We start from the raw sequence: 23,577 nt of genomic DNA on the forward strand, positions 1-23,577 counted from the left end.
TGCTACTCCTGTAAACGCTTTTCGAGATAGTGGATACTCACTCCGCCTGCCATAAATGCCGGATCACGCACCAACTCGCCGTGCAGAGGGGTGTTGGTGCGAATCCCTTCCACCACTAACTCGTCCAGTGCCTGGCGCATTTTTGCCAGCGCGGTCGCACGGTCATTGCCGTAGCAAATAATTTTGGCAATCAGTGAGTCGTAGTAGGGTGGCACGGTGTAGCCGTCGTACAGGTGTGAGTCAACGCGCACACCCAGACCGCCGGGTGCGTGGAATGTAGTGACCTTGCCGGGGCAGGGCAGGAATGTCTTGGGGTCTTCGGCATTGATGCGGCACTCAAACGCGTGCCCGCGAAATGTGATGTCGCTTTGCTGGACAGACAGCGGCAAGCCACTGGCAATACGCAGCTGCTCCCTCACAATGTCGATCCCTGTGATCATTTCAGTGACCGGATGCTCCACCTGCACACGGGTGTTCATCTCGATGAAATAGAAACCTTCATCCTCGTACAGGAATTCGAAGGTGCCGGCACCGCGGTATCCGAGATCGATACAGGCCTGCACGCAGGAGTTTGCCACAGCATCGCGCACTTCTTGCGGAATACCCGGAGCTGGTGCCTCTTCGAGGACTTTCTGATGGCGACGCTGCAGTGAACAGTCCCGGTCGCCGAGGTGTATCGCATTGCCCTGGCCATCGGCGATCACTTGTATCTCCACATGACGAGGCCGTTGCAGAAACTTCTCAAGATAGACGACATCAGAGCCGAAGGCGGCCGCGGCCTCGGATTGCGTTACCTGTATCGAGCTGAGCAAATCGGCTTCTTCGTGTACCACGCGCATGCCTCGACCGCCGCCGCCGGCAGCGGCTTTAACAATCACGGGGTAGCCGATACGCCGGGCTATCGCCAGTGTTTGTTCGTCGTTACCGGTCAGGGGGCCGTCGGAGCCGGGTACCGTGGGTACACCAGCCTCTTTCATGGCCTGAATCGCGGAGACCTTGTCGCCCATCAGGCGGATAGTATCGGCGGTGGGGCCGATAAAAATAAAGCCGCTCTTTTCCACCTGATCGGCAAAATCGGCATTCTCAGCCAAAAAGCCATATCCTGGGTGGATGGCGGTGGCGCGGGTTACTTCGGCGGCGCTGATAATGGCGGGTACGTTAAGGTAGCTTTCGGTCGATGGCGCAGGCCCGATACAGACGGCTTCATCTGCCAGCAGGACATGCTTGAGCTCGCGGTCTGCTTTGGAGTGTACCGCAACCGTCGGGATATCCAGCTCCTTGCAGGCCCGCAGCACGCGCAGCGCAATCTCACCGCGGTTGGCGATGAGTACTTTCTCTAGAATGGGCATGCGGTGATCCTCGGTTCGTCTCTGGCTGAACTGCGCTTAAACAATGGAGAACAGGGGTTGGTCGAATTCGACTGGCTGTCCATTTTCAACGAGGATGGCCTCTATGGTGCCGGCTTTGTCGGCCTCGATCTGATTCATCATTTTCATCGCCTCGACGATGCAGATGACATCGCCAACATTGACCGTCTGGCCAACTTCCACAAACGAGGGAGAGCTGGGTGATGGCGCACGGTAAAACGTGCCAACCATCGGGGAATTCAGTTGGTGGCCGGCAGGGGCGGCATCCGCCGCAGGTGCTGCGGGCTCTGCTGCGGGGGCAGCCGGCGCTGGTGGCGCCGCAGCAGCAGGCGCGGCGTACACCGGCGGGCTCTGCGCAGCCATCGATAGCGCAGCGGCACTGTTGCGGCTGATGCGCACGGACTCCTCGCCCTCCTTGATTTCAATTTCGTCGATGTTGGACTCTTCCAGCAATTCGATCAGTTTTTTTACTTTGCGAATGTCCATAGTGCGGTCTCGTCAATGTGTTTTCGGTTGTTCCAATTGGTTCAGAGCGGCTTGCAGCCCCAGTTCGTAACCCTGCGCGCCCAGCCCACAGATGACACCCTGTGCGATGTCCGAGAAATAGGAGCGCTGCCGGAAGTCTTCCCGGGCATGGGTGTTGGACAGGTGTATTTCGATAAAGGGAATCCCCACTGCGGCAATCGCGTCGCGCAGCGCTACACTGGTATGCGTGAACGCAGCGGGATTGATGAGAATAAAGCTGACCCCTTCGCGGCGCGCAGCCTGCACGCGTTCTACCAGTTCGTACTCGGCATTGCTCTGCAGGTGCACCAATTGGTGTCCTCGCGCCTCGGCCTGAGTTGTCAGTTGTTGATTGATATCAGCCAGAGTGGTGCTGCCATAAATATGTGGTTCGCGCTCGCCCAGCAGATTCAGGTTGGGGCCGTGTAGTACTAAAATGGTCGCCATTCGGATGGCTCTCCCCGCTGGAGCACGATGAGCTGGAATTCTCGCGCAAATATTCGAGGCTGTCCAGTAAATCGATAAGTTTGTGAATTTTGGCAGAATATAGCTACTTTATTCCAGAAGTTAGCTAGATTTTTTGATAGCGGGGGCGCGTACAAAAAAATGCGCTCCCATTTGCTGTCAGCCCGAAAAAATAGCCTATTTTCGTGAAATGGTCTAGAAAGTGGTTGCAACGTCAGTGTTTGTGCCAGAAATCGCCTGCAGAGCCTCTCGCACGGTGTTTTTGGTCAATACCTGCGGCAGAATTAACGGCGGTTCATCTGTATCGGCTGAGTATGCGAGGTAAAGGGGGATGCCGTTGCGGCCGTGTTTTTTCAGCAGTGCGGCAATATCGGCGTCTTGGTTGGTCCAGTCGGCGACCACATAGGCCACGCCATGATCGGCAAAGGCCTGCTCTATGTCATCGGTGAACAACACGGCTGTTTCGTTCGCAATGCAGGTAATACACCAGTCCGCGGTGACATCGACAAACACCGGTTTGCCAGCAGCGCGCAGCGCCGCCACCTGTTCCTCAGACCAGGCCATGCGGCCATTGGCAAGCGCCGTATCTCCACTGTTGCCCCCCCCATCCAGCCCGCGCATTGAGCCGAGGCCGACCGCTCCGAACAGGCAGATGATGGCCAGTATCCGTCGCGTCCGGCTGTCACTCCACAGCCACAGGCCCAATGCCAGCGCCAGTGCGCCGGCGAGCGCGACTGTCATCGTGTTTACGCCGGTCTGCCTGCCCGCCACCCAGAACAGCCAAAGTGCTGTGGCGTAGAGCGGGAAAGCCAGGAATTGTTTGAGTGTTTCCATCCACGGGCCGGGTTTCGGCATCATGGCCCGCGCCGCCCCGCTGTAGCTGAACAGCAGCAGGGGCGCGGCCATGCCGGCGCCGAGTGCAGCGAAGATCAATAGTGCGATCTGTGGCGGCTGGCTGGCGGCAAAGCCCAGTGCGGTACCCATAAAAGGCGCGGTACAGGGGCTGGCCACCACAACTGCCAGTACGCCGGTGAAAAAACTGCCGCTGAGCCCGCCTCGGTTGGCGAGCTCGCTGCCGGTATTCATCAGGTTTCCGCCCATTGCAATCACGCCGGACAGGGATAGGCCCATGGCGATGAACAGGTAGGCCAGGGCGATGACAAAACCCGGCGACTGCAGTTGAAAACCCCAGCCGATGGCGCTCCCCGCCTGTTGCAGGACAATCAGCAGTCCCGCCACCAGTACGAAGCTGGCGATAACGCCGGCTGTGTATAGCCAGCTGTGCAGGTGCCGGTCGTGATCGGTGCTGCGTGCAAAGCTGAGCACCTTTAGTGACAGGATCGGGAAGACGCAGGGCATCAGGTTGAGTATTGAGCCACCGAGGAAGGCCAGCGCCAGCATCATCAGCAGTGTCTCGCCTGTGCTGGATGCGCTAGCGGGCGGTGTCTGCTGGCTGGCCTTGGCCGACGGGGGAGCGATGGCTGTCGCTGTGCCGGTTTCGAAATTCAGCTCAAAAAATTCTTTCTGCGGGGGATAGCACAGCCCGGCGTCAGCGCAGCCCTGCGAGGTCACCGCCAGAGTTGCGCGCTGTGTGGCACGCTGCAGTTGCACCGTGATATCGGCGCTGTTGTAGTGGATCTCCACTTCACCGAAATACTCATCGTTGTGCAGCAGGCCTGCCGGCAGCTCGGTCTGCAATGCCACTGTGCCTGCCGCATCTTCCAGAGTGACGTCGAAGCGGTGTTGGTAGAGGTAGTAGCCGGGGGTGATCTGCCAGTGCAGTAGCACGTCGCGTTCGCCGAGAATCTCCACGGCCAGCTGGTAGGCTTCTTCCACCGGCAGGAACTCCGGTGTGGTGGAAGCCCCAATGGCAGAGCCAGGCATGGCGGTGCCCGGCACGCTGCGATCGACAGCGTCGAAACCCTGCGCAAGGCAGGTACTGCTGATCAGTAGTAGCAAGCTGGTGAGCATTGCACGCATATCTATTCCTTACCGGTGGCAGCGCTCATTGCCGCACAATTTCGGGGCCGAATTGTACCAAGTCTTTGCGGAAGTGGCGAAGAGGGTGGGATCAAAGTCTCCACGGGTGGTACACTGCTATGACGTCTATACGCAGCATTAGTTTCGCAATCGGAGCTCAATAGTGAACAAAATATGGATGCTGGCATTGGTTGCCAGTCTTTTTTCGTGGGCCGCAACGGCTGCGGCAGAAACCTCGCTGGAATTTGAGAATGTCTGGGTCAGGGCCATGCCGCCGTTTCAACCCAACTCTGCAGGCTATCTCACGCTGGTCAATCGCGGGGAGTCTGCGGTGGCCATTGTTGGTGCCAGTTCCAATGTAGCGGAATCGGTAGAGTTGCATGTCACCCAGGAGGTGGATGGTCTGATGCGCATGGAGAAGTTGCAAGGGCTGGCGGTTGCGCCGGGAGAGCGTGTGGAACTGGCGCCCGGTGGCAAACATTTGATGTTATTTGGGCTGGCGTTTAGGCTGGTACCTGGCGATGACGTTGAAATCTGTCTGCAACTGATCACCGACGAAGAAGTTTGCACGGACGCTGAAGTGCGTAAGAGCGACGACACGTCTGATCATCAACACCACCACTGAACAGAGTAATATCATGAACAAGTTTACTGATCCAACCTCTTCCTGGCTCAAGGTCGGGGGGGCCGTGCTCGGCGTATACCTGTTGGGTGCAATTCTGCTTGGCATGTACTGGAGCATTACGCCGCCCCCCTTTGATGTGCGGGCCAATGCTGTGGCTCTGACCGAAGCGGAGGGGATACAGGTCGGTCCCAAGGACAAGCTTGTCACAGGCGCTGTCACTATGGGGGCGCTTATTGGAGCGATGGAGGTCCTGCTGGATAAGCCGGGTGGCTATACACACAATGACAGGTTCCCGCCGGGTGTCTGGCTGGACAACATGCCCAACTGGGAATACGGCGTGCTGATTCAGGTGCGTGACATGTCGCGGGCAATGCGTGAAGTGTTCAGTCGTTCGCAGTCGCAATCGAAGGAAGATGTCGATCTGGTAGAGATGGAGCCTCGCTTCCACTTCAATTCGGACAGCTGGGTACTACCGTCCTCTGAATCCGAGTACCGCCAGGGACTGAAATACGCCAAACAGTATTTCCGTCGTCTGTCGGATAAAGACGCGAGCGGGGCCCAGTTTTACGCGCGAGCGGACAACCTGCGCTACTGGCTGTCAACGGTCGACAGTCGGCTCGGCAGTTTGTCCCAGCGCCTCAGCGCCAGCGTGGGCCAACTGCGGCTCAATACTGATTTAGCCGGTGATACGGCGGCCAAACAGTCTACCAAGGCACCGATGGAACAGGAGGTGAGAACCCCCTGGACCGAAATCGACGATGTCTTTTGGGAGGCGCGCGGCACGGCCTGGGCGCTGATCGAGTTTCTCAAAGCGGTGGAAATCGATTTCGCCGATGTGCTGCGTAAAAAGAATGCCCAGGTGAGTGTTAGACAGATTATCCGTGAGTTGGAAGGCACCCAGGAGGCCATGTGGAGCCCGATGGTGCTCAACGGCAGCGGTTTTGGTCCACTGGCCAATCACTCACTGGTGATGGCCTCCTACCTCAGCCGTGCCAATTCGGCCATTATCGATCTGCGCGATTTGCTCTCTCAGGGCTAGCAGTCGTGTGATTGGCCGATGCGGCATCACCGCACCGGCCAGCTTCGCCCGACTGCTCAGTCGTTGCTATAGCGTAGGCGTGTTCCTGTCTCCAGTGAGAGCCGGATCTCCTGTGCGCTCAACGCCGCTGGGAAATAGGTGCCCGACAGCTTCGCGTCGAGCAGACTGGCACCTTCCAGATTGGTGTTGCGAAAGTCAATGCCGCTGAGATCGGCGTTGCGGAAGTAGGAGTTGCTGAAATCCAGCCCCGCCGCATTCATATTCCGCAGGTCGCGCCCCCGATAGTCGCCATTCTTGAGTTCGTCGGTATCCAGTTGGTCGCGCTGTTCGTTGAATTCCTTGATATTTTCCGTGCGCAGCAGCTGGTATAAAGGGTCTTGTTTAATGACGGGCTTGTCCATTGCATTACCTTGCTTATGATTGTCCGAGTCGGGTTCGGGCGGTCGTTCGGGCGCACCCGGCGACCGTATACCCGGGGATAGCTTAAGCTACCGCGTCGGCCAAGCCCAGCCCCTGAGGCAAAACAGAAGGTGGAGTTTGACTGCACAGACTTTCGACGGATTTCTCCTGACCCGCAATTGGCGCGATACGCCCGCAGGTATTGAACTGGAATTCTGGTTCAGCACGGTGCAGGGGCCGCTGTGCGCGCTGGTGCGCGGCGAGCGCAGCGTGTTTTTTCTGCCGGAGCATGCACTGGCAAGGGCACTTAAGCTGCTGGGCACGGTGCCCGGGCTGGAGACCAGGAAGGTGCCCCTGCGCAGCTTTGCGATGGCCCCGGTAGTCGGGCTGTATTTCCGGCAATATCGGCAGGCGCGCCGCGCCGCCGACCAGTTGCGGGCCAATGGGCTCGATCCGCTGGAGGCCGCTATCAACCCAGCCGATCGCTATTTGATGGAGCGTTTTGTGGCGGGCTCGGCGCGCCTGCACGGCGCAGTCCGTCGCCGCGGTCAATTTCTCTTGCTGGAAGATCCGGCAGTCAAAAAGGGCGACTACCTGCCTTCGCTGAAGGTTGTGTCCTTCGATATAGAGACGGCGATGGAGGGGCTGCAATTGTATTCCATCGCCGTGCACGGTAACTCCTCCGCTGGTGAGGAGCGGCGGGTATTTATGCTGGGTGAGGGCGCGCAACAGGCGTTTGTGCAGACCTGCTCGACGCAGGAGCACCTATTGCAGGCCTTTCTGGACTGGATTGTGGACTACGATCCAGATGTGCTGATCGGTTGGAATGTGGTGAATTTTGACACCCGATATCTGCAGCGGGTAGCGGATCATCTGGGTCGCCGCCTACTGCTGGGCAGGGAGCGCCGCCCGGGTCACTGGCGTGAACTTGACGACGACGGTGAGCGCTACACAGTACAGTTTCCTGGCCGGGTGATACTTGATGGTATCGAACTGCTGCGGGCGGCATTTTACCGCTTTGAAAGCTTCTCACTGGAGAATGTCGCGCGCGAACTGTTGGGCGAGGGGAAACTGCTGCACGGCAGCGATCGCGGTGGCGAGATCACCCGCCAGTTCCAGCAGGATAAAACCAGCCTCGCCGCCTATAACCTGAAAGACTGCGAGCTGGTCTCTCAAATCTTTGACGCCACAGCAATGTTGGATTTTGCTGTAGCCCGCAGCGCGATGACTGGTCTCAATCTGGATCGCATGGGCGGCTCAGTGGCGTCCTTCGACAACCTGTATCTGCCGCGGCTACATCGGGCCGGCTATGTTGCGCCCAACGCCAGCACCGAGCACACCGCCAGCCCCGGCGGCTTTGTGCTGGATTCCATGCCCGGTATCTACGATCATGTGCTGGTACTGGATTTTAAAAGCCTGTACCCCAGTATCATTCGCACCTTCTTTATCGACCCGCTGGGCCTGGCATTGGGTATGTCAGGTCAATTGCCGGCGCAGGGGACGGTCGAGGGTTATCTGGACGGGCACTTCGCGCGGGAAGGGCATATTCTTCCGGCCCTGATCGAACAGCTCTGGCAGCAGCGCGATGCCGCGAAGGCGGAGGGCAATGGGCCGCTGTCGCAGGCGATCAAAATTATCATGAACAGTTTTTACGGCGTGTTGGGTACGCCGGGCTGTCGTTTCTTCGATGCCCGTCTCGCTACATCGATCACCCGTCGCGGACACCAGATACTCGGCCTTACCCGGGACGTAATCGAGGCGGCTGGGCACCGTGTTATATACGGTGATACTGATTCCGTGTTCGTCTGGATTCAGGACGCCAATTCCGACGACCAGGCCCTGTCTGCCGGGAAAAAACTGGAGCGGGACCTCAACAACTGGTGGCGCGATCGGGTGCGCGAAGAATTTGGCCTGCAGAGCGTACTGGAGCTGCAGTTCGAGACCCACTTCAAGCGGTTTCTGATGCCCACGGTGCGAGGCTCGGACAAGGGCAGCAAAAAACGTTATGCCGGTGTCGTATCCGGTAAAGACGGCGATCAGTTAGTGTTCAAGGGACTGGAGAGTGTGCGTACAGACTGGACGCGGCTGGCCCGCAATTTTCAGGAAGAGCTCTACGGGCGCATTTTTCGGCAGGAGCCTTACGCGGATTACGTCAAGGCTGTTACGGCGCGGGTGCTGGCAGGCGATGAAGACGCCCAGTTGGTTTTTCGCAAGCGCTTGCGGCGCAGATTGGATGACTACCAGCGCAACGTGCCGCCCCATGTGCAGGCAGCGCGTCTTTACGCGGACAGAGGGCTACCTTTACCCACCCGGGGCAGTTGGGTGGAATACGTGATTACTACTGCCGGCGCAGAGCCTGCCGCCCGGCCGCTGGCGCCGCTGGATTACCAGCATTACGTCGACCGTCAACTGGCGCCGGTCGCGGACGGCATTCTCGGTTTTGTCGGTAGCTCGTTCAGCGCACTTACCGATAAGCAGATCGGCCTGTTCTAGGGTTCCGCTAGTCGCCGAAGAACTCCTTGCGCAGCGCCGGGTAATCAGCGGCGGGCAGTCGCGGACCGTAGTTGGCCACCACTTTTCCCGCCGCCAGGCTGGCGAAGCGGCCTGCTGTTGGGAAGTCTTCGCCCCGTGTGATAGCGTACAGAAAAGCCCCGGCAAACATATCGCCAGCGCCATTGGTGTCCACGGCCATCACCTTGTGTGGTGGGATCTCAGTAAGCGTATTGCCGTCATAGGTGAGAGCCCCTTCGCTGCCCCGGGTAACCACAAAGCATTCGGCGGTGGTTTTCAATCGCTCCACCGCTACGTCCAGGTTGTCTGTCTCTGCCCAGCCCAGAGCTTCATCCTCATTACAGAAAATCAGGTCCACTCGCTTGCCGATCATCTCGGCAATCCCCTCGCGGAAGAACTCCACCATGCCGGGGTCGGAAAAACTCAGGGCTGTTTTTACACCGGCGGCCTCTGCGATTTCCCTTGCCTTGATGGCGGCAGCCCGGCCGGTGGGGGACGTCACCAGGTATCCTTCCAGGTACACATACTCTGAATCGGTGATGGCCTGGGCATCGAGTTCGTCGGTGGACAGGGTTTCGCTGATGCCCAGATAGGTATTCATGCTGCGCTCGGCATCGGGTGTAATCAGCACGAGGCATTTCCCCGTAGTGCCCTGGGCGCGGGCACCATTGAAACAGTGGTCCACGCCGGCGGCTTCGAGGTCGGAGATGTAGATGTCGCCATCCTCGTCATTGGAGACCTTGCATGACATAAAGGTTGGCCCACCGAACTGCGCTGTGGCAATCATCGAATTCCCCGCGCTGCCACCGCTGGCATGACTGGCTTTGACCAGATGGCCAGCAAGGTGCTTGAGCAACTCGTTGCGCCGCTCCTCGTCCACCAGCGTCATAAGCCCTTTCTCGACGTTCATTTCCTCCAGTTCAGCATCGACCACCTTGATTTCGGTATCTACCAATGCTGCGCCAATGCCATATGCCTTGTACTTCTTCATGCCTGTTTCGCCCAATCAGTTGAAATCAGCGCACTATTATCCTGATTCGCCCGTTGAATAACAGTGCTGGTTGCTCCAACGTAGGATTGTTTCGCCGGTTATAAAGTTGAGCGGCGCGATAAACTCAATCGGTAAATTCCGCCAGAGCTGGTGTACACTCGCACCCCATGTTCCGTACCAGCCATCTTCTGCTTAAAATCGCTCTGGTCGCCCTTGTTGTGGGGGCGATGTTCGTGATCTATCTCGACGCCCGAATCACGGCAACATTCAGCGATAAGATGTGGGATCTGCCGGCCAAAGTCTATGCCCGGCCGCTGGAGCTATTTGCCGGTGCTGCCGTGTCGGCGTCAGATCTGGCCTACGAACTGGATGTGCTCGGATATCGGCCGGTGAGTTCGCCGCGCAAGCGCGGGGAAGTGTCGCGAAACCGCGATCGGTTCGATCTTTATACCCGTGGTTTTGATTTTCCGGGCGAGCGGGAGCCGGAGCGACGTGTGCTGATTGAATTTAGTGGCGATCGCGTCAAGAGCCTGCACTCAGGCGGCCGTACGGTAGACCTGATGCGGCTGGACCCGGTGCAGATAGGCGGCATTTTCCCCCAGCATGGCGAGGATCGCGTGCTGGTGCAATTGGCAGATGTGCCGGAACAGTTTCGCCAGGGTCTGCTGGCCGTCGAGGATCGCAATTACTACCAGCACTGGGGCTTTTCCATTGTCGGTATTGCGCGAGCGGCGTTCAGTAATCTGCGCTCCGGGCAGGTTGTCGCCGGCGGTAGCACCATTACGCAGCAGTTGGTAAAAAACTATTACCTCACATCCGAGCGCACCATTATCCGTAAGCTGACAGAGCTCGTGATGGCTGTGCTGTTGGATCTGCACTACGACAAGGACCAGATTCTGGAGAGTTACATCAATGAGGTGTATCTCGGGCAGGAGGGGCCGCGCGCCGTGCACGGTTTTGCGCTGGCCGCCCAGCACTACTTCGGCAAGCCTCTGGACCAGTTGAATCTCCCACAGCAGGCGCTGCTGGTCGGCATGATCAAAGGTCCCTCCCTGTATAATCCTGAACGCAACCCGAAACGGGCACTTGAGCGGCGCAATGTTGTGCTGGGCGTGATGGCAGAGCAGGGGGTGATTACCGGCGAGCAGGCGGCTGCCGCTCGTGCCAGTGGCCTTGGCCTGAACAGCGAAGGCAGTATTCGAGGTTCCTTCCCTGCCTATCTGGATCTGGTTCGCAGGCAGTTGCGACGCGATTATCGCGAGGAAGATCTCACTACCAAGGGTTTGAGCATCTTCACGCCTTTTGATCCCCTGCTGCAACGCCAGTTGGAGCGCAGTACCACGGATGTGATGAACCAGCTCGATCCTGCCAATAAGCTGCAGAGCGCCTCCGTTGTTACCCGCTTCGACACCGGGGAGGTGGCCGCGCTGATCGGCGGACGCAAGACACGTTTTGCCGGGTTCAATAGGGCGCTGGATGCGCGCCGCCCGGCCGGCTCTCTGCTGAAGTCGGCCATTTATCTTGCCGCATTGGAGCAGCCCCGAAAGTATTCATTGGCGACGGTGTTGTCTGATACGCCAGTCTCGGTCAGTGCGGCGGGTGCGAAAACCTGGCAGCCGCAGAATTTTGACCGTAAATCTCACGGTGATGTGCTGCTCTACCAGGCGCTGGCGCGATCATACAACCTGGCGAGCGCCCGTCTGGGGATGCAATTGGGCGTGGGCAGTGTTGCCGATATGCTGGCGCGACTGGGCGTCGAGGACGGCGTGCCACGTTTGCCAGCACTGTTTCTGGGCGCCGGTGAATATTCCCCGATGGATATGGCGAGAATGTACCAGACCATCGCCGCCGGCGGATTTCGGATGCCGCTGCGCAGTATTCGCGACATCGTCGATGCCAATGGCGAGCCGTTGCGGCGCTACCCGCTGGAGTATGATCGCACCGTCAGCCTGCAGTCCATGCACCTGCTGCACTTTGCGCTGCGTGCAGTTGTTCGTGAAGGCACTGGACAGGGAGTCTATCGCTACTTGCCACAAAGCTTTGCGGTGGCGGGGAAAACAGGCACCACCAATGATGGCCGCGACTCCTGGTTCGCTGGATTCTCCGGCGATTTGATGGCTGTCAGTTGGATTGGGCGGGATGATAATGGTAGTACCGGGTTGACCGGAGGCAGCGGCGCACTGAAGATCTGGGCGCAGTTTATGGCCGGCGCTAGCAGGCAATCGCTTGCCTACCGCATGCCGGACGGCATTCAGACACAATGGGTAGATGGTCGCAGTGGTTACCTGACCGGCGAGGGTTGCCCCGACGCAGTCAAATTGCCATTTATTACTGGGTCCGAACCGCAGGGGCGCACTGACTGCGGTGCACAGGGGACGGGCTCCGGGCCGCGCGGTTGGTTCGATTCTCTGTTTGGAGGAAATTGATGGTATTGTCGCAACGGGTCCTGCGGGCTGTTGTGCTGGCAATTATTGCAATGCTGGCGGCTTGTACTACCTACACAGAGCCAGGCCGGGGCACGGTGCCAGTGGAGGCCCCTCAGATTGAACCGCAGGCGCCTGTGATAGTAAAACCCCCTTCCCCCGAGCACGAAACGCCTCCTCGTGCTGCCACGCATTCCGCCAGTGCGGCGTGGCGTCCGCTGTTGGTGAATGCCGCAAACGCCACCGAGCGCGGCGATTACGAACAGGCACTGGCACTGCTGGAGCGGGCGCAACGTATTGATCCGGACAATGCCCAGATCTACCTCGGTATCGCAGAAACTCACCGGGCCAAAGGCGATACCGTACAGGCGAAGGTGATGGCCGAGCGTGGTCTGCTCTACTGTTCCAGTGTCGCGCTGTGCGATGCCTTGCGCGCGCTCGCGCGCTGAACCGGCGGTATACTCAGCCAGGGCTTGGAGCATTCTGCGTCACAACGTATTATGGCGTAACTAAAATGGCCGGGAGTGGTTTTTGATGCTGGGTTACACATATAAATTCGTTGTAGCAGCCCTGCTGCTGCCGGTTCTGGTCGCGTGCGGCGAACAGGAAGAGACGGTGGTAGTGGAGCAGACTAGGCCGGTTAAGACTTTCGTTGTCGAGGGCGGTAGCGGCAATACGCTGCGCAGTTTCCCGGGTCGGGTCGATGCCAGCAAGCGCGCTGAACTCGCATTTCGTGTACCGGGACGCCTGCAGGAAATCCTCGTTAAAGAGGGGGATCTGGTCGAGGAAGGCGAGGTGCTGGCGCGCCTGGACCCCACTGATTACCAGTTGGTCTATGAAGACAGGAAAGCGACGTTCGACAACTCGAAAAGTAATTTTACACGGGCCAAGGACTTGGTTGCCGACGGCAATATTTCACGCATGGACTATGACAGGATGGAGGCGAACTTTCGCACCGCTTCAGCCGCCCTGTCGCAAGCTGAGCAGGATTTGGAGTACACCGTACTGAAATCGCCGTTTCAGGGGCGGGTCGCTGAGCGCAAGGCGGAAAAGTTTGAAGAGGTGTTGGCCAAGCAGACGGTTTTTTCGCTGCAGAATACCAGTACGCTGGATATTATTATCGACGTACCGGAATCCGTGGTGCGCATGGTGCGCAAGATGAGCGATCTGGACCGCTCTATTGAATCCAATAGCAAAGTCAGTGCGACTGAGGCCTACGCAGAATTCCAGGGTCACTCCGATGAAAAATTTCCGCTGACACCCAAGGAAATTGCCACCAAGGCGAACTCTCAGACACAAACATTCAGAACAACCTTTACGATGGAGTCTCCCACTGACTTCACCGTGTTGCCGGGCATGACTACCACCGTGGTGTTGGATCTCAGTAACCTGATTGGCTCTGACGGCGGTATGGTGAGGCGTGTACCGGTGCGCGCGGTGCAGGGTGACGCTGGCTTGCAATCACGTGTCTGGGTGCTCGATTCCGATACGATGACGGTGTCGGCGCAGCCGGTGACGATTGGCCGTATGAGTGGCGATCTCGTCGAAGTGACGGAGGGGCTCAACGGCGGTGAGGAAATCGTCTCTGTGGGCTCGCCCTACCTGGCCGAGGGCATGAAAGTATCACGCATGGCGGTGACCGAGCAGGCTGTCCCGCGGCCTGGCGAACCCCTCTGAACCTATCGACTGAACAAGGAACGCCCGTATGAGCATTGGGGAATTTTCGGTCGAGAACAAGGTGATCTCGTGGTTGTTGGTGGTGATCATGGTCGGCGGTGGGTTGCTCGCATACCAGAAGATGGGCAAATTGGAGGACCCTCCTTTTACCATCAAATCCGCTAAAATATTAACGCTATATCCGGGAGCTACTGCGCGCGAGGTGCAGGAAGAGCTGACCTACCACCTGGAAGACGCAATCCAGAAAATGCCGCAGGTGAAACGGATCAAGATGTCGGTTTCCCGTCCCGGCCTCTCCGATATCCTGATTGATTTCAAGGACAAGTACACGGCCTCCGACCTACCGGATATTTTTGACGAACTGCGGCGCAAGATTGCCGATGTGCGCCCCTCACTGCCGCCCGGCGCACAGGATCCGATAATTCTGGATGATTTCGGTGATGTGTACGGCATATATATGGTGCTTACCGGGGATGGCTACAGCTGGCGTGATTTATATGACACCGCCGATGCGGTCAAGAAGCAACTGGTACTGGTGCCCGGTGTACGCAAGGTTGTGATCGAAGGCGAGCAACGCGAGGTGGTGTACCTCGATGTGTCGCGTAGTCGCCTGGCGGAGTTGGGCATAGACCTGCAGCAGATCGCCAGTGTGCTGGGCTCGCAGAATGTGGTCGTAAACGCGGGCAAGGTGCGTGTGGGTGACGATTACCTGCGTATCAGTCCTACTGGCAATTTTACTTCCGTGCAGGAAATGGGCGACCTGTTGATCAGCGGTACCGACAAGACACTGGTACGGCTCAGCGATATTGCTACCATCACGCGCGCCTACGAGGAAGTGCCGACCAAGCTCTATTACGTCAATGGCAAGCCCGGCCTGAGTATCGGTATATCGATGGCGCCGGGTCAAAATGTGGTGGAAGTCGGGCGCGCCGTGAACCGTGAGATGGACGACTTGCAGGCGGTGATACCGGTGGGTATGGAAATGGTGCCGGTTTACGATCAGCCGGCGGAAGTCGAGAAGTCTGTGGGCGGCTTCCTGATCAGCGTTGGTCAGGCGGTGGCAATTGTTATCGTTGTGTTGTTGTTATTTATGGGCCTGCGCACTGGTATTGTGATCGGTGCGGTGTTGTTAATCACGGTGGCCGGTACGCTGTTTGTCATGAATATCTTCGGCATTGAGTTGCAGCGCATCTCGCTGGGAGCGCTGGTGATCGCGCTGGGGATGCTGGTGGATAACGCGATAGTCGTGGCCGAGGGAATGTTGGTGCGAATGCAGGCCGGCATGGATGCGACCAAAGCCGCCGGCGAGGCGGTGGGCAAGACAATATGGGCGTTGCTCGGTGGAACTGTCATCGGGATCCTGGCGTTCTCGGCAATCGGCTTATCGACCGACAACACCGGGGAGTTCGCCAGCTCCTTGTTCTATGTCATCCTTATCTCGCTGTCGTTGAGCTGGGTGACGGCTATCAGTACCACGCCCCTGCTGTGCGCCCTGCTGTTGAAACCGGACCCCGCTGCGGCGGATAAAGACCCGTATGCGGGCAAACTGTTCCAGCTGTACCGTGGAGCCGTAGAGAAAGCGGTGAATGCGCGGTGGCTGACATTGGCGGTTGTGGTGGGTCTGTTTGTACTGGCCGTGGTCGGGTTTGGCAGCGTTAAGCGAAGCTTCTTCCCCGATTCCAATACGCCGTTGTTCTTCGTGGATATCTGGGAACCTGAAGGCGCCGATATTCGCGTTACCCGCGATGACACCCTGCGCGTCAGCGAGTTTATCCGTCAGTTGCCCAATGTCGTGGAGACCACGTCGGTCATCGGTGGCCCCCACCAGCGTTTTACACTGGTATATGACTCCAGGGAACCGGCCCCGGTGTATGCCCAGATTATTGTGCGCACAGAAACGCGAGAGCAAATCCCGGCCGTGTGGGAGGCAACGCAGAAGTTTATGCGTGAGGAGTTGTCCTGGACTGACCCGATCATAAAAGCCCTGCGTATCGGGCCCGGTCGCGATGCCAAGATCGAGGCACGTTTTTCCGGGCCGGATCCACACGTGTTGCGGGAGTTGTCTGAGCAGGCGCAGGCGATTATGCGCGCCAACCCGAACGCTGTGGATATTCGCGACGACTGGCGTTCCCCGGTTAAAGTGGCGACGCCGATTTTTAATGAGCAGGTGGGGCGTCAATTGGGGGTCGATCGCGAAAGCCTCGGCGGCGCCATGCAGTATGCGTTTGAGGGAACCGACGTGGGCTTGTACCGCGATGGCAATCGCGTATTACCGATACGGATGCGGGCGCCGCTGGATGAGCGCGGCGATATCGATAACATGCAGGACGTACAGGTGTGGAGCCCGGTACTGGGCAAATCGGTGCCGGTGTCGCAGGTGGTATCCGGTTACGATACCCGTTGGGAAAATGCTGTCATTCGTGGGCGCAACCGAATACAGACCAATATAGCATCGTGTAATCCCCGCGACGGCATGGCCACTGGATTGCTGGATGAACTGCGTCCGGAGATCGAGGCCATTCCGCTACCGCCGGGTTACAAGCTGGAGTGGGGCGGGGAGTACGAGGATTCCATCAACGCACAGGCGGGGCTCGCCGCCTCGCTGCCGGTGGGCTTTTTGCTGATGATTCTGACCAGTATCTTCCTGTTCGGGAAACTGAAACAGCCGGCGATCATCTGGCTCACTGTGCCGCTGGCTATTGTCGGCATTACCGCCGGCCTGCTGTTTACCGGCGGCGCGTTCGATTTCATGTCCCTGCTGGGCGCGCTATCGCTGGTGGGGCTGTTGATCAAGAACGCCATTGTGTTGATCGAGGAAATCGATCAGCAGATCGAGACCGGCAAGGATCAGTTCCAGGCGATTCTGGACTCCTCCGTCAGCCGTATGCGCCCGGTGATGCTGGCTGCGGCAACCACCATTCTGGGCCTGATTCCACTGCTGTCCGATGTGTTTTTCGTGAATATGTCGATCACTATCATGGCCGGCCTCGGTTTCGCTACCGTGCTGACCTTGATTGTCGTGCCCACACTTTACTCGGTGTTTTTCAAGATTCGGCGCGAATAGCTTATTCCTGGCGGCATAGCAGTTCGAAACCGCCATCACGGGGCTCGAACATGAGGTGCTGGTTGATACAGGCCGGTGTCTCTCCCGCCGAATGGCTGACAAAAATCAGCTGGGTGTCACTGTGCCGGGCAATGTGGTCCAGAGCGCGCAGCATCAGGCGGCGGTGGTAGCCGTCCAGTCCGAGCGTGGGTTCGTCCAGCAGGAGTATGATGGGCGATTTAACCATCGCGCGCGCCAACAACACCATGCGTTGCAGGCCGAATGAGAGTTCGTCGAACTTTTCCCTGCTGAACTCTGCCAACCCGAGCGCGCTCAGCCACTGCTCTGCGCTGCTGCGCTGGGCATCCCCCCAGTCATCGTACAGCCCGATGGAGTCGAAGAAGCCGGACACCACCACTTCGACTACGCGCATGCCCCGCGCGAAATTGAGCTGCAGTTGTGTGTCCAACTGACCGAATTTCTGTTTGATATCCCACACGCTTTCGCCGCTGCCACGGCGTATTCCAAACAGCGTAATATCCTGGCCGTAAGCCTTGTGGTTATCGCCGGTGATCAGGCTGAGCAGTGTCGTTTTACCGCAGCCGTTGGGACCCGAGATACAGCAGTGTGTCCCGCGCGCCAGTGTCCAGTTCACATTCTGCAGGACGGTGAAATCGCCGTATTGCACGCAGACGTTATGCAGTTCCAGCAGGGGGCCGTCGACCGGCAGCGTGTAGGGGCGCGCAGCCGGTGCGGGAAGTTCACCCAGCGCGGCCATCGGTGGGTTCATCAGCGCCTCGACAGTTGTGCTGGATACAATGGTCTCGCGGCTATCACAGGCCACTACCTGTCCCTCATCCAGTACCAGTACGTGAGAAATATCGGCGGGTATATCCTCCAATTGCCGGCACAGCATCACTATAGTGACGCGAGATCGCAGTAACTCTGCGATCACCGTGTGCATCTCCTGCTGACTGGCGTAATCCAGCCCGTCCAGTGGGCTGTCCAGAATGAGCAGCGCGGGTTCGCTCAGAATGGCGGAAACCAGCAGGGTTTTGCGCATCTCGCCGGTGGAGAGGAAGCGCAGCCCGCGCTGCAGGAAATGGCGCATGCGCAGGCGTTCTGTCCAGTGGGCATAGTGTTCGTCGGGCGCGCGCCCTGCCAGTATCAGTTGCTCTACCGTGGTGCCGGGGTCGCTAGCGTCTGCGCGAAACTCAGAGTCATCCAGTTTTTTGTCGCGCTCGCACAGGGTTCGCGCCTGTTCAAAGCACACATAGGCAACACCTGCCTGTTCCAGCTCAGGGGAGCGTCGCATTTCGCCGGAGAAATGGGTGGCCTGTCGACTGATGATCTTTGCGAGACTGGTTTTTCCCGAACCGTTGGGTCCCAGGCAGGCCCACTGCTGGCCGGCATGGATGGTCCAGTGAATGTCACGCAGTGCAGGCAGCGCGCGGTAGACAAGGCTCACTGCTTGCAGTTCAAGAAGATGTTGCGGTACGGATTTTTTGTCTGGCATGATTTTCCTGGTCGTAATTGTCTGCGAACGCTTGTCATGTTCCCGTCCGGCTGGCTTAATCCGGGCAGGCGCTCGCAATTGGATCGGGCGTGCCCTTCTCTGTTGCCAAGGCGTTCAAGTGTCAGTGTCACTGCTACAACTCATCGAAACCCGACTCGGCGATCATACGCCGGGCAAAAAACTGTTGCGGCGATTGATGAAGCGCTCAGCCGTGGCGATGATACTGCAGGTTCGTGAGGGCGAACTGCATATTCTAATGATTAAACGGGCCGAGCGGGAGGGGGATCCGTGGTCTGGGCATATGGCTTTCCCCGGCGGCCGCATGGACAGCATTGATGCCAACGGCTATGCCGTTGCGGTGCGTGAGACGGAGGAAGAGGTCGGTTTGAATCTGGGCGAGGAGGATCTGTGTATCGGTCGTCTGTCCGACCTTCACGCCAACCCATACCGCGGCCCCCTCGGCATGGCTGTCAGTCCTTTCGTATTTCGTCTCGATCGCGAAGTCACCTTTACCCTGAACCACGAGGTTGCAGAAGTTGTTTGGGTGCCGCTGGAGTTTTTACTGGATAAAGAAAATCAATCGGAAATGACCTGGCGCTATCGGGGTGCGAAGGTAGCGATGCCCTGTTACTGGTATGAAGGCTATTGTATCTGGGGGCTGTCGCTGATGATGCTGGGTGAGCTGTTGGACCTCATTGAGGGTGGCAAGTCACGGCAGGCACACTGGCGTCGGCGTAGGTTCCTGGGGCGATTCCGGCGCCGGCCATGAGGTAGCACCTCATTCATTGCGCCCTGCGCTAGATGCGGTTGGTCGGCGCCCTCGCAGGCATCGGTCTGTTGGTTGCTTCGAGACTGGCCAGTGCCACAGGGATGCCGCGACCTTTGGCCAGATACATGGCTTTGTCCGCTTTCTCTTCCAGTTCATGCAACTGGCGTCCGTCAATCGGAAAAATTGCAACCCCAGTGCTGCAACTGAAATTCAGTATCTGTTGCCTGACATACAGTGGCTGCTCGATAGCCTGAGACAACTTATGGGCCAGCCGCGTGATCTCATCGGTGGATCTGACATCCTCCAGCACCGCCACGAATTCGTCGCCACCGAGGCGCGCGACCAGATCCGTTTCTCGAAGGCTGCTCTGTATCCGTTGGGCAACCGCGATGAGTAACTTGTCACCCGCGCCGTGTCCATAGGTGTCGTTGACGGTTTTAAAGTCATTCAGATCCATAAACAATAGACCAACCATGCTGCGCTGCTCTGCCGCACGTTGCAGGGCCAGAGCAACACGCTCGTCATAAAACCGGCGATTGGGCAATCGTGTCAGCTGATCATGGGATGACAGATGTGCCAGTTCCGAATTGCTTGCTTGCAGGCTGTTGCGCAGTGCCTTATTCATTTCCGCGTAGACAATGATGACGCTGACCACAGATATCGCCAGTGCGGCGTAGGCCGTCATCATCGCGATACTGTAGTTTTCCGGGAGGATAATCTGCGTGAACTGGACGCCGTGCCGCTCCGCCTGCAGTATGCAGACCCAGATAGCGATAGTCAGCAGGCCCCAGGCTGCACTCAGGGCTGCGTTGCCCGCAATGCCTGCCATTGCCGGCGCGAGTATCAGCAGGGGGTATGTGGGCGATGCTGTGCCCCCGAAGACGGAGCAGGCCAACGTGAACGCGCTGGTATAAATCAAAAGCATGATATTGAGTGCAGCGATGCGATCGCCGCGAAGGCGCAACAGCAACATACTGACAAGAACGCCGAGTATGCTGACCACAAACAACAGGTTGGCGGCGATTTTGCCCTGCGGGGTGATATCCAGGAAAAAGGGAATGACAACAGCGAACAGGATGACGTTCAGTAGCCAGAAGCAACTGGTCATCACCAGGATGCGCTGGCGGTAGTGTTCTTCGTCCGAGCGCCCGTACACCGAGCGTCCGGTACACAGTTGGAACCACCAGTTACGGGCCTTTCTAAGGGGCACAGTTAACGAGTACATGGTCGTTTGTTCTTGTTTTTTGTCACACGATTCGTATTTATAGCGTATCAGAATGACCTTTGTCGCCAATAAATCGTCAAAAAGTGGCGTTAGTGCTCGTTTCGCAGAAAAGCACGCGTATCCAGCTTTAACTTGCGCAGGGCAGGGTCCTCCCTGCTGGCCTGCAACAGCGCATCGCTCGCGAGCCTGCCCTGTACAAATTCCACGACCAGGTCCAGCAGAACCGGCGTCATGGGTGGGTCGCGTTCCCAGCGCGGTGCGTCTATAAGGTTTCCTGTCACCAGATTATCGCTGCGCCTTAGCCAATAGCCACCACAACTGGACAGGATATAGTCACCGAGTCGGCCATAACTGACATTGGGTGTGGCAGGATTAAACCCGCCGGGAGCCTCTTCGGTGATCCTATTGAGCGCCATTACCCAGGTGGAACCGACGGGGAAACGTTCGACATTCGGACGGCAGTAATCTCCTGTCTGTAACCAGATACGTAGCGGGGCAGGCGGCTCTGGGCCGCGTAATACCTGCGATACCGCAAGATCTATGGAATTGCCTTTACTGGCTCCGACGCGGCCACTGACCACCAGATCCGTAGCGGCCTGTACCTCGCTGAATGAGCCCTGCCAGAGGCATTCACAATCTGCCAATGCAGGCGGCGCCAGCAGACAGAACATCGCAGCCAGGCATAGGGTGGCACGCATCTGGTGCTCAACCGCCCTGCAGAGCCTGCGCTGCCTCGAGCGCGAAGTAGCTCAGAATGCCATCACAACCGGCGCGTTTGAACGACAGGAGTGACTCCAGTATCACCGCTTCGCGGGGTAGCCAACCGTGCTCAAATGCGGCGATGTGCATGGCGTACTCTCCACTGACCTGATACGCGAAGGTCGGCGCGCGCAATTCCTGCTTTACCCGGTGGACGATGTCGAGATAGGGCATGCCGGGTTTGACCATGATCATATCCGCGCCCTCGGCGAGATCCAGCGCGCATTCGTGCAAGGCCTCGTCGCTGTTGGCCGGGTCCATCTGGTAGCTGCTTTTGTTGCCGCCTTTGAGATTGCCCGCTGATCCTACGGCATCGCGAAAGGGGCCATAGTAGGCGGATGCGTATTTTGCGGAGTAGGCCATGATAAGCGTGTTGTGAAAACTGTCGCCCTCCAGCGCCTCACGGATGGCTCCGATGCGGCCATCCATCATATCTGAGGGCGCCACGACATCCGCGCCCACCGCCGCATGAGAAAGCGCCTGTTTCACCAGTATTTCACTGGTGACATCATTCAAAACGTAGCTATTTGAGTCAATGATGCCGTCCTGGCCGTGCGTGGTATACGGGTCGAGTGCAACGTCGGTGATAATGCCCAACTCCGGTAGCGCGTCTTTCAGCGTTTTCACCGCACGCTGCACAAGCCCCTCGCGGTTGAATGCCTCCTCAGCGAGCAGGCTTTTACGCTCAGCTGGCACCACTGGAAACAGCGCAATTGCCGGAATCCCCAACTGGTGCACACGTCTGGCCTGCTCCAGCAGCAGGTCGACGCTGAGACGCTCGATGCCGGGCATGGAGGCTATCGCCTCGCGCTGACCACTGCCCTCCAGTACAAACACCGGGAAGATAAGATCGGCGGGGCTCAGCGAATGTTCACTGATCAGCCGCCGGGAGAATGCACTGGCGCGCAATCGACGCATACGGGTTTGGGGAAACGGGCCGCGCTGTGTGGTAAATGCCATGGATTAATCCTCGGTCAAAGACTGGCGAAGGCGACCTTGGCCGCCGCCAGGGTCTGGGCGATATCATCATCGCTGTGCGCGCTGGACATAAAACCCGCCTCATAGGAGGCCGGCGCTAGATAGACACCCTGGTCGAGCATGGAGTGAAAAAACCGGTTGAACGAATCACCGTTGCAGGCCATCACCTGATCGTAGCGGGTCACGCTGGGTGCGTCGGTAAAAAAACCGCCGAACATGGTCCCGGCGTTGTTGGTGGTAAAGGGTATACCGGCGGCGTCGGCCGTGTCGCGCAGGCCCTTGCACAGTTGCTCGGTGCGTTCAAACAGCGGTTCAAAGAAACCCGGTTGTGAAATGACATTCAGTGTCGCCAGCCCCGCCGCCATGGCGACGGGATTGCCGGACAGTGTCCCGGCCTGATATACCGGGCCCAGCGGTGCTATCTGCTCCATGATGGTCTGCTTTCCGCCGAACGCGCCGACCGGCATGCCGCCGCCGATAACCTTGCCCAGCGTGGTGAGATCTGCCTCGATATCATAGTAGCCCTGCGCACCCTGCAGGCCGAAGCGGAATCCGGTCATCACTTCATCGAGAATAAGAACGGCGCCATTCTCAGTACATACTGAGCGCAGTGTTTCAAGAAAACCGGGGGCAGGGGGTATGCAATTCATATTGCCGGCCACGGGTTCCACGATAGCACAGGCAATGCTTGCACCGTGCTCACTGAAGGCGCGGCGCAAACCGTCGATATCATTGTAGGTGAGCGTCATGGTGTGATCCGCCAGTGCCGCCGGTACGCCGGGTGAACTGGGTACGCCCATGGTCAGGGCGCCGGAACCGGCCTTCACCAGTAGGGAGTCGGAATGCCCATGATAGCAGCCCTCGAACTTCACGATGGTGTCGCGCCCGGTATAGCCGCGTGCCAGGCGGATAGCACTCATGGTGGCCTCGGTGCCGGAGCTGACCATGCGGACCATGTCCATGCCTGGCATGATGTTACAAATGCGCTCGGCCAGTTCAATCTCCAGCTCGGTTGGCGCTCCAAAACTGAGTCCTTTCAGGCACTGTTGCATGACTGCTTCTCGCACGGCCGGGTGATTGTGGCCCATCAGCATCGGCCCCCAGGAAAGAACGTAATCGATGTAACGTTTTCCCTGGCAATCAAACAGGTAGGCACCTTCGCTGCGCTCAATAAAAACGGGTGTTCCGCCCACCGCTCTGAAGGCACGCACTGGCGAGTTGACCCCGCCGGGGATGTGCTTGTTGGCGCGTTTGAATAACTGTTCAGAGGTGCTCATTGTGTCGCTGTCCCAAGTAATCTTTGGCC

At 58.3% G+C, this 23,577-nt stretch carries 19 protein-coding genes; 8 read left to right on the plus strand and 11 right to left on the minus strand.

Annotated features, from left to right (window positions below; translation table 11 throughout):
• Positions 1-2: 2 nt before the first annotated feature.
• The 4 genes from accC to AC0L6S_RS20420 form a co-directional block, all read right to left on the minus strand.
• The gene (accC, locus tag AC0L6S_RS20405; protein WP_473428658.1) at positions 3-1,343 is read right to left on the minus strand and encodes an acetyl-CoA carboxylase biotin carboxylase subunit; all 1,341 of its coding nucleotides are present in this window, start codon (positions 1,341-1,343) and stop codon (positions 3-5) included.
• 42 nt (positions 1,344-1,385) lie between these two features.
• Positions 1,386-1,853 (minus strand): acetyl-CoA carboxylase biotin carboxyl carrier protein, encoded by a 468-nt coding sequence (gene accB, locus AC0L6S_RS20410; protein ID WP_473425950.1) that lies wholly within the window; start codon positions 1,851-1,853, stop codon positions 1,386-1,388.
• A 12-nt stretch (positions 1,854-1,865) separates the two neighbouring features.
• Positions 1,866-2,318 carry a type II 3-dehydroquinate dehydratase gene (aroQ, locus tag AC0L6S_RS20415; protein ID WP_473425951.1) on the minus strand — a complete coding sequence of 151 codons (453 nt, stop codon included), beginning with the start codon at positions 2,316-2,318 and terminating at the stop codon, positions 1,866-1,868.
• A gap of 213 nt (positions 2,319-2,531) precedes the next feature.
• Positions 2,532-4,316, minus strand: a complete 1,785-nt coding sequence (locus AC0L6S_RS20420; RefSeq protein ID WP_473425952.1) for a protein-disulfide reductase DsbD family protein — start codon at positions 4,314-4,316, stop codon at positions 2,532-2,534.
• Positions 4,317-4,479: 163 nt separating this feature from the next.
• On the opposite strand from AC0L6S_RS20420, the gene AC0L6S_RS20425 reads away from it, so the two are divergent.
• Both AC0L6S_RS20425 and AC0L6S_RS20430 read left to right on the plus strand, forming a co-directional pair.
• A complete protein-coding gene (locus AC0L6S_RS20425; RefSeq protein WP_473425953.1) occupies positions 4,480-4,941 on the plus strand; it encodes a copper chaperone PCu(A)C in 462 nt (153 codons plus the stop codon).
• 13 nt (positions 4,942-4,954) lie between these two features.
• Positions 4,955-5,980, plus strand: coding sequence for a DUF2333 family protein (locus AC0L6S_RS20430; protein ID WP_473425954.1), 1,026 nt, complete (start codon positions 4,955-4,957; stop codon positions 5,978-5,980).
• A gap of 56 nt (positions 5,981-6,036) precedes the next feature.
• Here the strand turns inward: AC0L6S_RS20430 and AC0L6S_RS20435 are convergent, their stop codons facing one another.
• Positions 6,037-6,381, minus strand: a complete 345-nt coding sequence (locus AC0L6S_RS20435) for a pentapeptide repeat-containing protein (RefSeq protein ID WP_473425955.1) — start codon at positions 6,379-6,381, stop codon at positions 6,037-6,039.
• Between the two features lie 136 nt (positions 6,382-6,517).
• On the opposite strand from AC0L6S_RS20435, the gene AC0L6S_RS20440 reads away from it, so the two are divergent.
• On the plus strand, positions 6,518-8,872 hold the full coding sequence (locus tag AC0L6S_RS20440) for a DNA polymerase II (protein ID WP_473425956.1): 2,355 nt from the start codon (positions 6,518-6,520) through the stop codon (positions 8,870-8,872).
• Positions 8,873-8,879: 7 nt separating this feature from the next.
• Here AC0L6S_RS20440 and AC0L6S_RS20445 read toward each other — a convergent pair whose 3' ends face one another.
• Entirely contained in the window at positions 8,880-9,881 is a 1,002-nt protein-coding gene (locus AC0L6S_RS20445; RefSeq protein WP_473425957.1) for an adenosine kinase, read from the minus strand.
• A gap of 167 nt (positions 9,882-10,048) precedes the next feature.
• On the opposite strand from AC0L6S_RS20445, the gene mrcB reads away from it, so the two are divergent.
• The 4 genes from mrcB (at position 10,049) to AC0L6S_RS20465 (ending at position 17,045) form a co-directional block, all read left to right on the plus strand.
• A complete protein-coding gene (gene mrcB, locus AC0L6S_RS20450) occupies positions 10,049-12,307 on the plus strand; it encodes a penicillin-binding protein 1B (RefSeq protein ID WP_473425958.1) in 2,259 nt (752 codons plus the stop codon).
• Positions 12,307-12,753, plus strand: coding sequence for a tetratricopeptide repeat protein (locus AC0L6S_RS20455; protein ID WP_473425959.1), 447 nt, complete (start codon positions 12,307-12,309; stop codon positions 12,751-12,753). Before mrcB ends, AC0L6S_RS20455 begins: the two co-directional genes overlap by 1 nt.
• Positions 12,754-12,838: 85 nt before the next feature.
• The gene (locus tag AC0L6S_RS20460; RefSeq protein ID WP_473425960.1) at positions 12,839-13,981 is read left to right on the plus strand and encodes an efflux RND transporter periplasmic adaptor subunit; all 1,143 of its coding nucleotides are present in this window, start codon (positions 12,839-12,841) and stop codon (positions 13,979-13,981) included.
• Between the two features lie 28 nt (positions 13,982-14,009).
• Positions 14,010-17,045 (plus strand): efflux RND transporter permease subunit, encoded by a 3,036-nt coding sequence (locus AC0L6S_RS20465; protein ID WP_473425961.1) that lies wholly within the window; start codon positions 14,010-14,012, stop codon positions 17,043-17,045.
• Between the two features lies 1 nt (position 17,046).
• Here AC0L6S_RS20465 and AC0L6S_RS20470 read toward each other — a convergent pair whose 3' ends face one another.
• Complete coding sequence (locus AC0L6S_RS20470) at positions 17,047-18,540, minus strand: ATP-binding cassette domain-containing protein (RefSeq protein WP_473425962.1); 1,494 nt, start codon at positions 18,538-18,540, stop codon at positions 17,047-17,049.
• A gap of 118 nt (positions 18,541-18,658) precedes the next feature.
• Here AC0L6S_RS20470 and AC0L6S_RS20475 point away from each other — a divergent pair, with 118 nt between their 5' ends.
• The gene (locus AC0L6S_RS20475) at positions 18,659-19,309 is read left to right on the plus strand and encodes an NUDIX hydrolase (protein WP_473425963.1); all 651 of its coding nucleotides are present in this window, start codon (positions 18,659-18,661) and stop codon (positions 19,307-19,309) included.
• 28 nt (positions 19,310-19,337) lie between these two features.
• Here the strand turns inward: AC0L6S_RS20475 and AC0L6S_RS20480 are convergent, their stop codons facing one another.
• The 4 genes from AC0L6S_RS20480 to hemL form a co-directional block, all read right to left on the minus strand.
• A complete protein-coding gene (locus AC0L6S_RS20480; protein ID WP_473425964.1) occupies positions 19,338-20,534 on the minus strand; it encodes a diguanylate cyclase domain-containing protein in 1,197 nt (398 codons plus the stop codon).
• Between the two features lie 89 nt (positions 20,535-20,623).
• A complete protein-coding gene (locus tag AC0L6S_RS20485; RefSeq protein WP_473425965.1) occupies positions 20,624-21,232 on the minus strand; it encodes a delta-aminolevulinic acid dehydratase in 609 nt (202 codons plus the stop codon).
• Between the two features lie 7 nt (positions 21,233-21,239).
• Positions 21,240-22,253: a porphobilinogen synthase gene (gene hemB, locus AC0L6S_RS20490; RefSeq protein ID WP_473425966.1), complete on the minus strand. Its 1,014-nt coding sequence runs from the start codon at positions 22,251-22,253 to the stop codon at positions 21,240-21,242.
• A 14-nt stretch (positions 22,254-22,267) separates the two neighbouring features.
• On the minus strand, positions 22,268-23,548 hold the full coding sequence (hemL, locus tag AC0L6S_RS20495) for a glutamate-1-semialdehyde 2,1-aminomutase (RefSeq protein WP_473425967.1): 1,281 nt from the start codon (positions 23,546-23,548) through the stop codon (positions 22,268-22,270).
• Between the last annotated feature and the right edge of the window lie 29 nt (positions 23,549-23,577).

This window comes from Halioglobus sp. D3-4, from assembly GCF_055809315.1.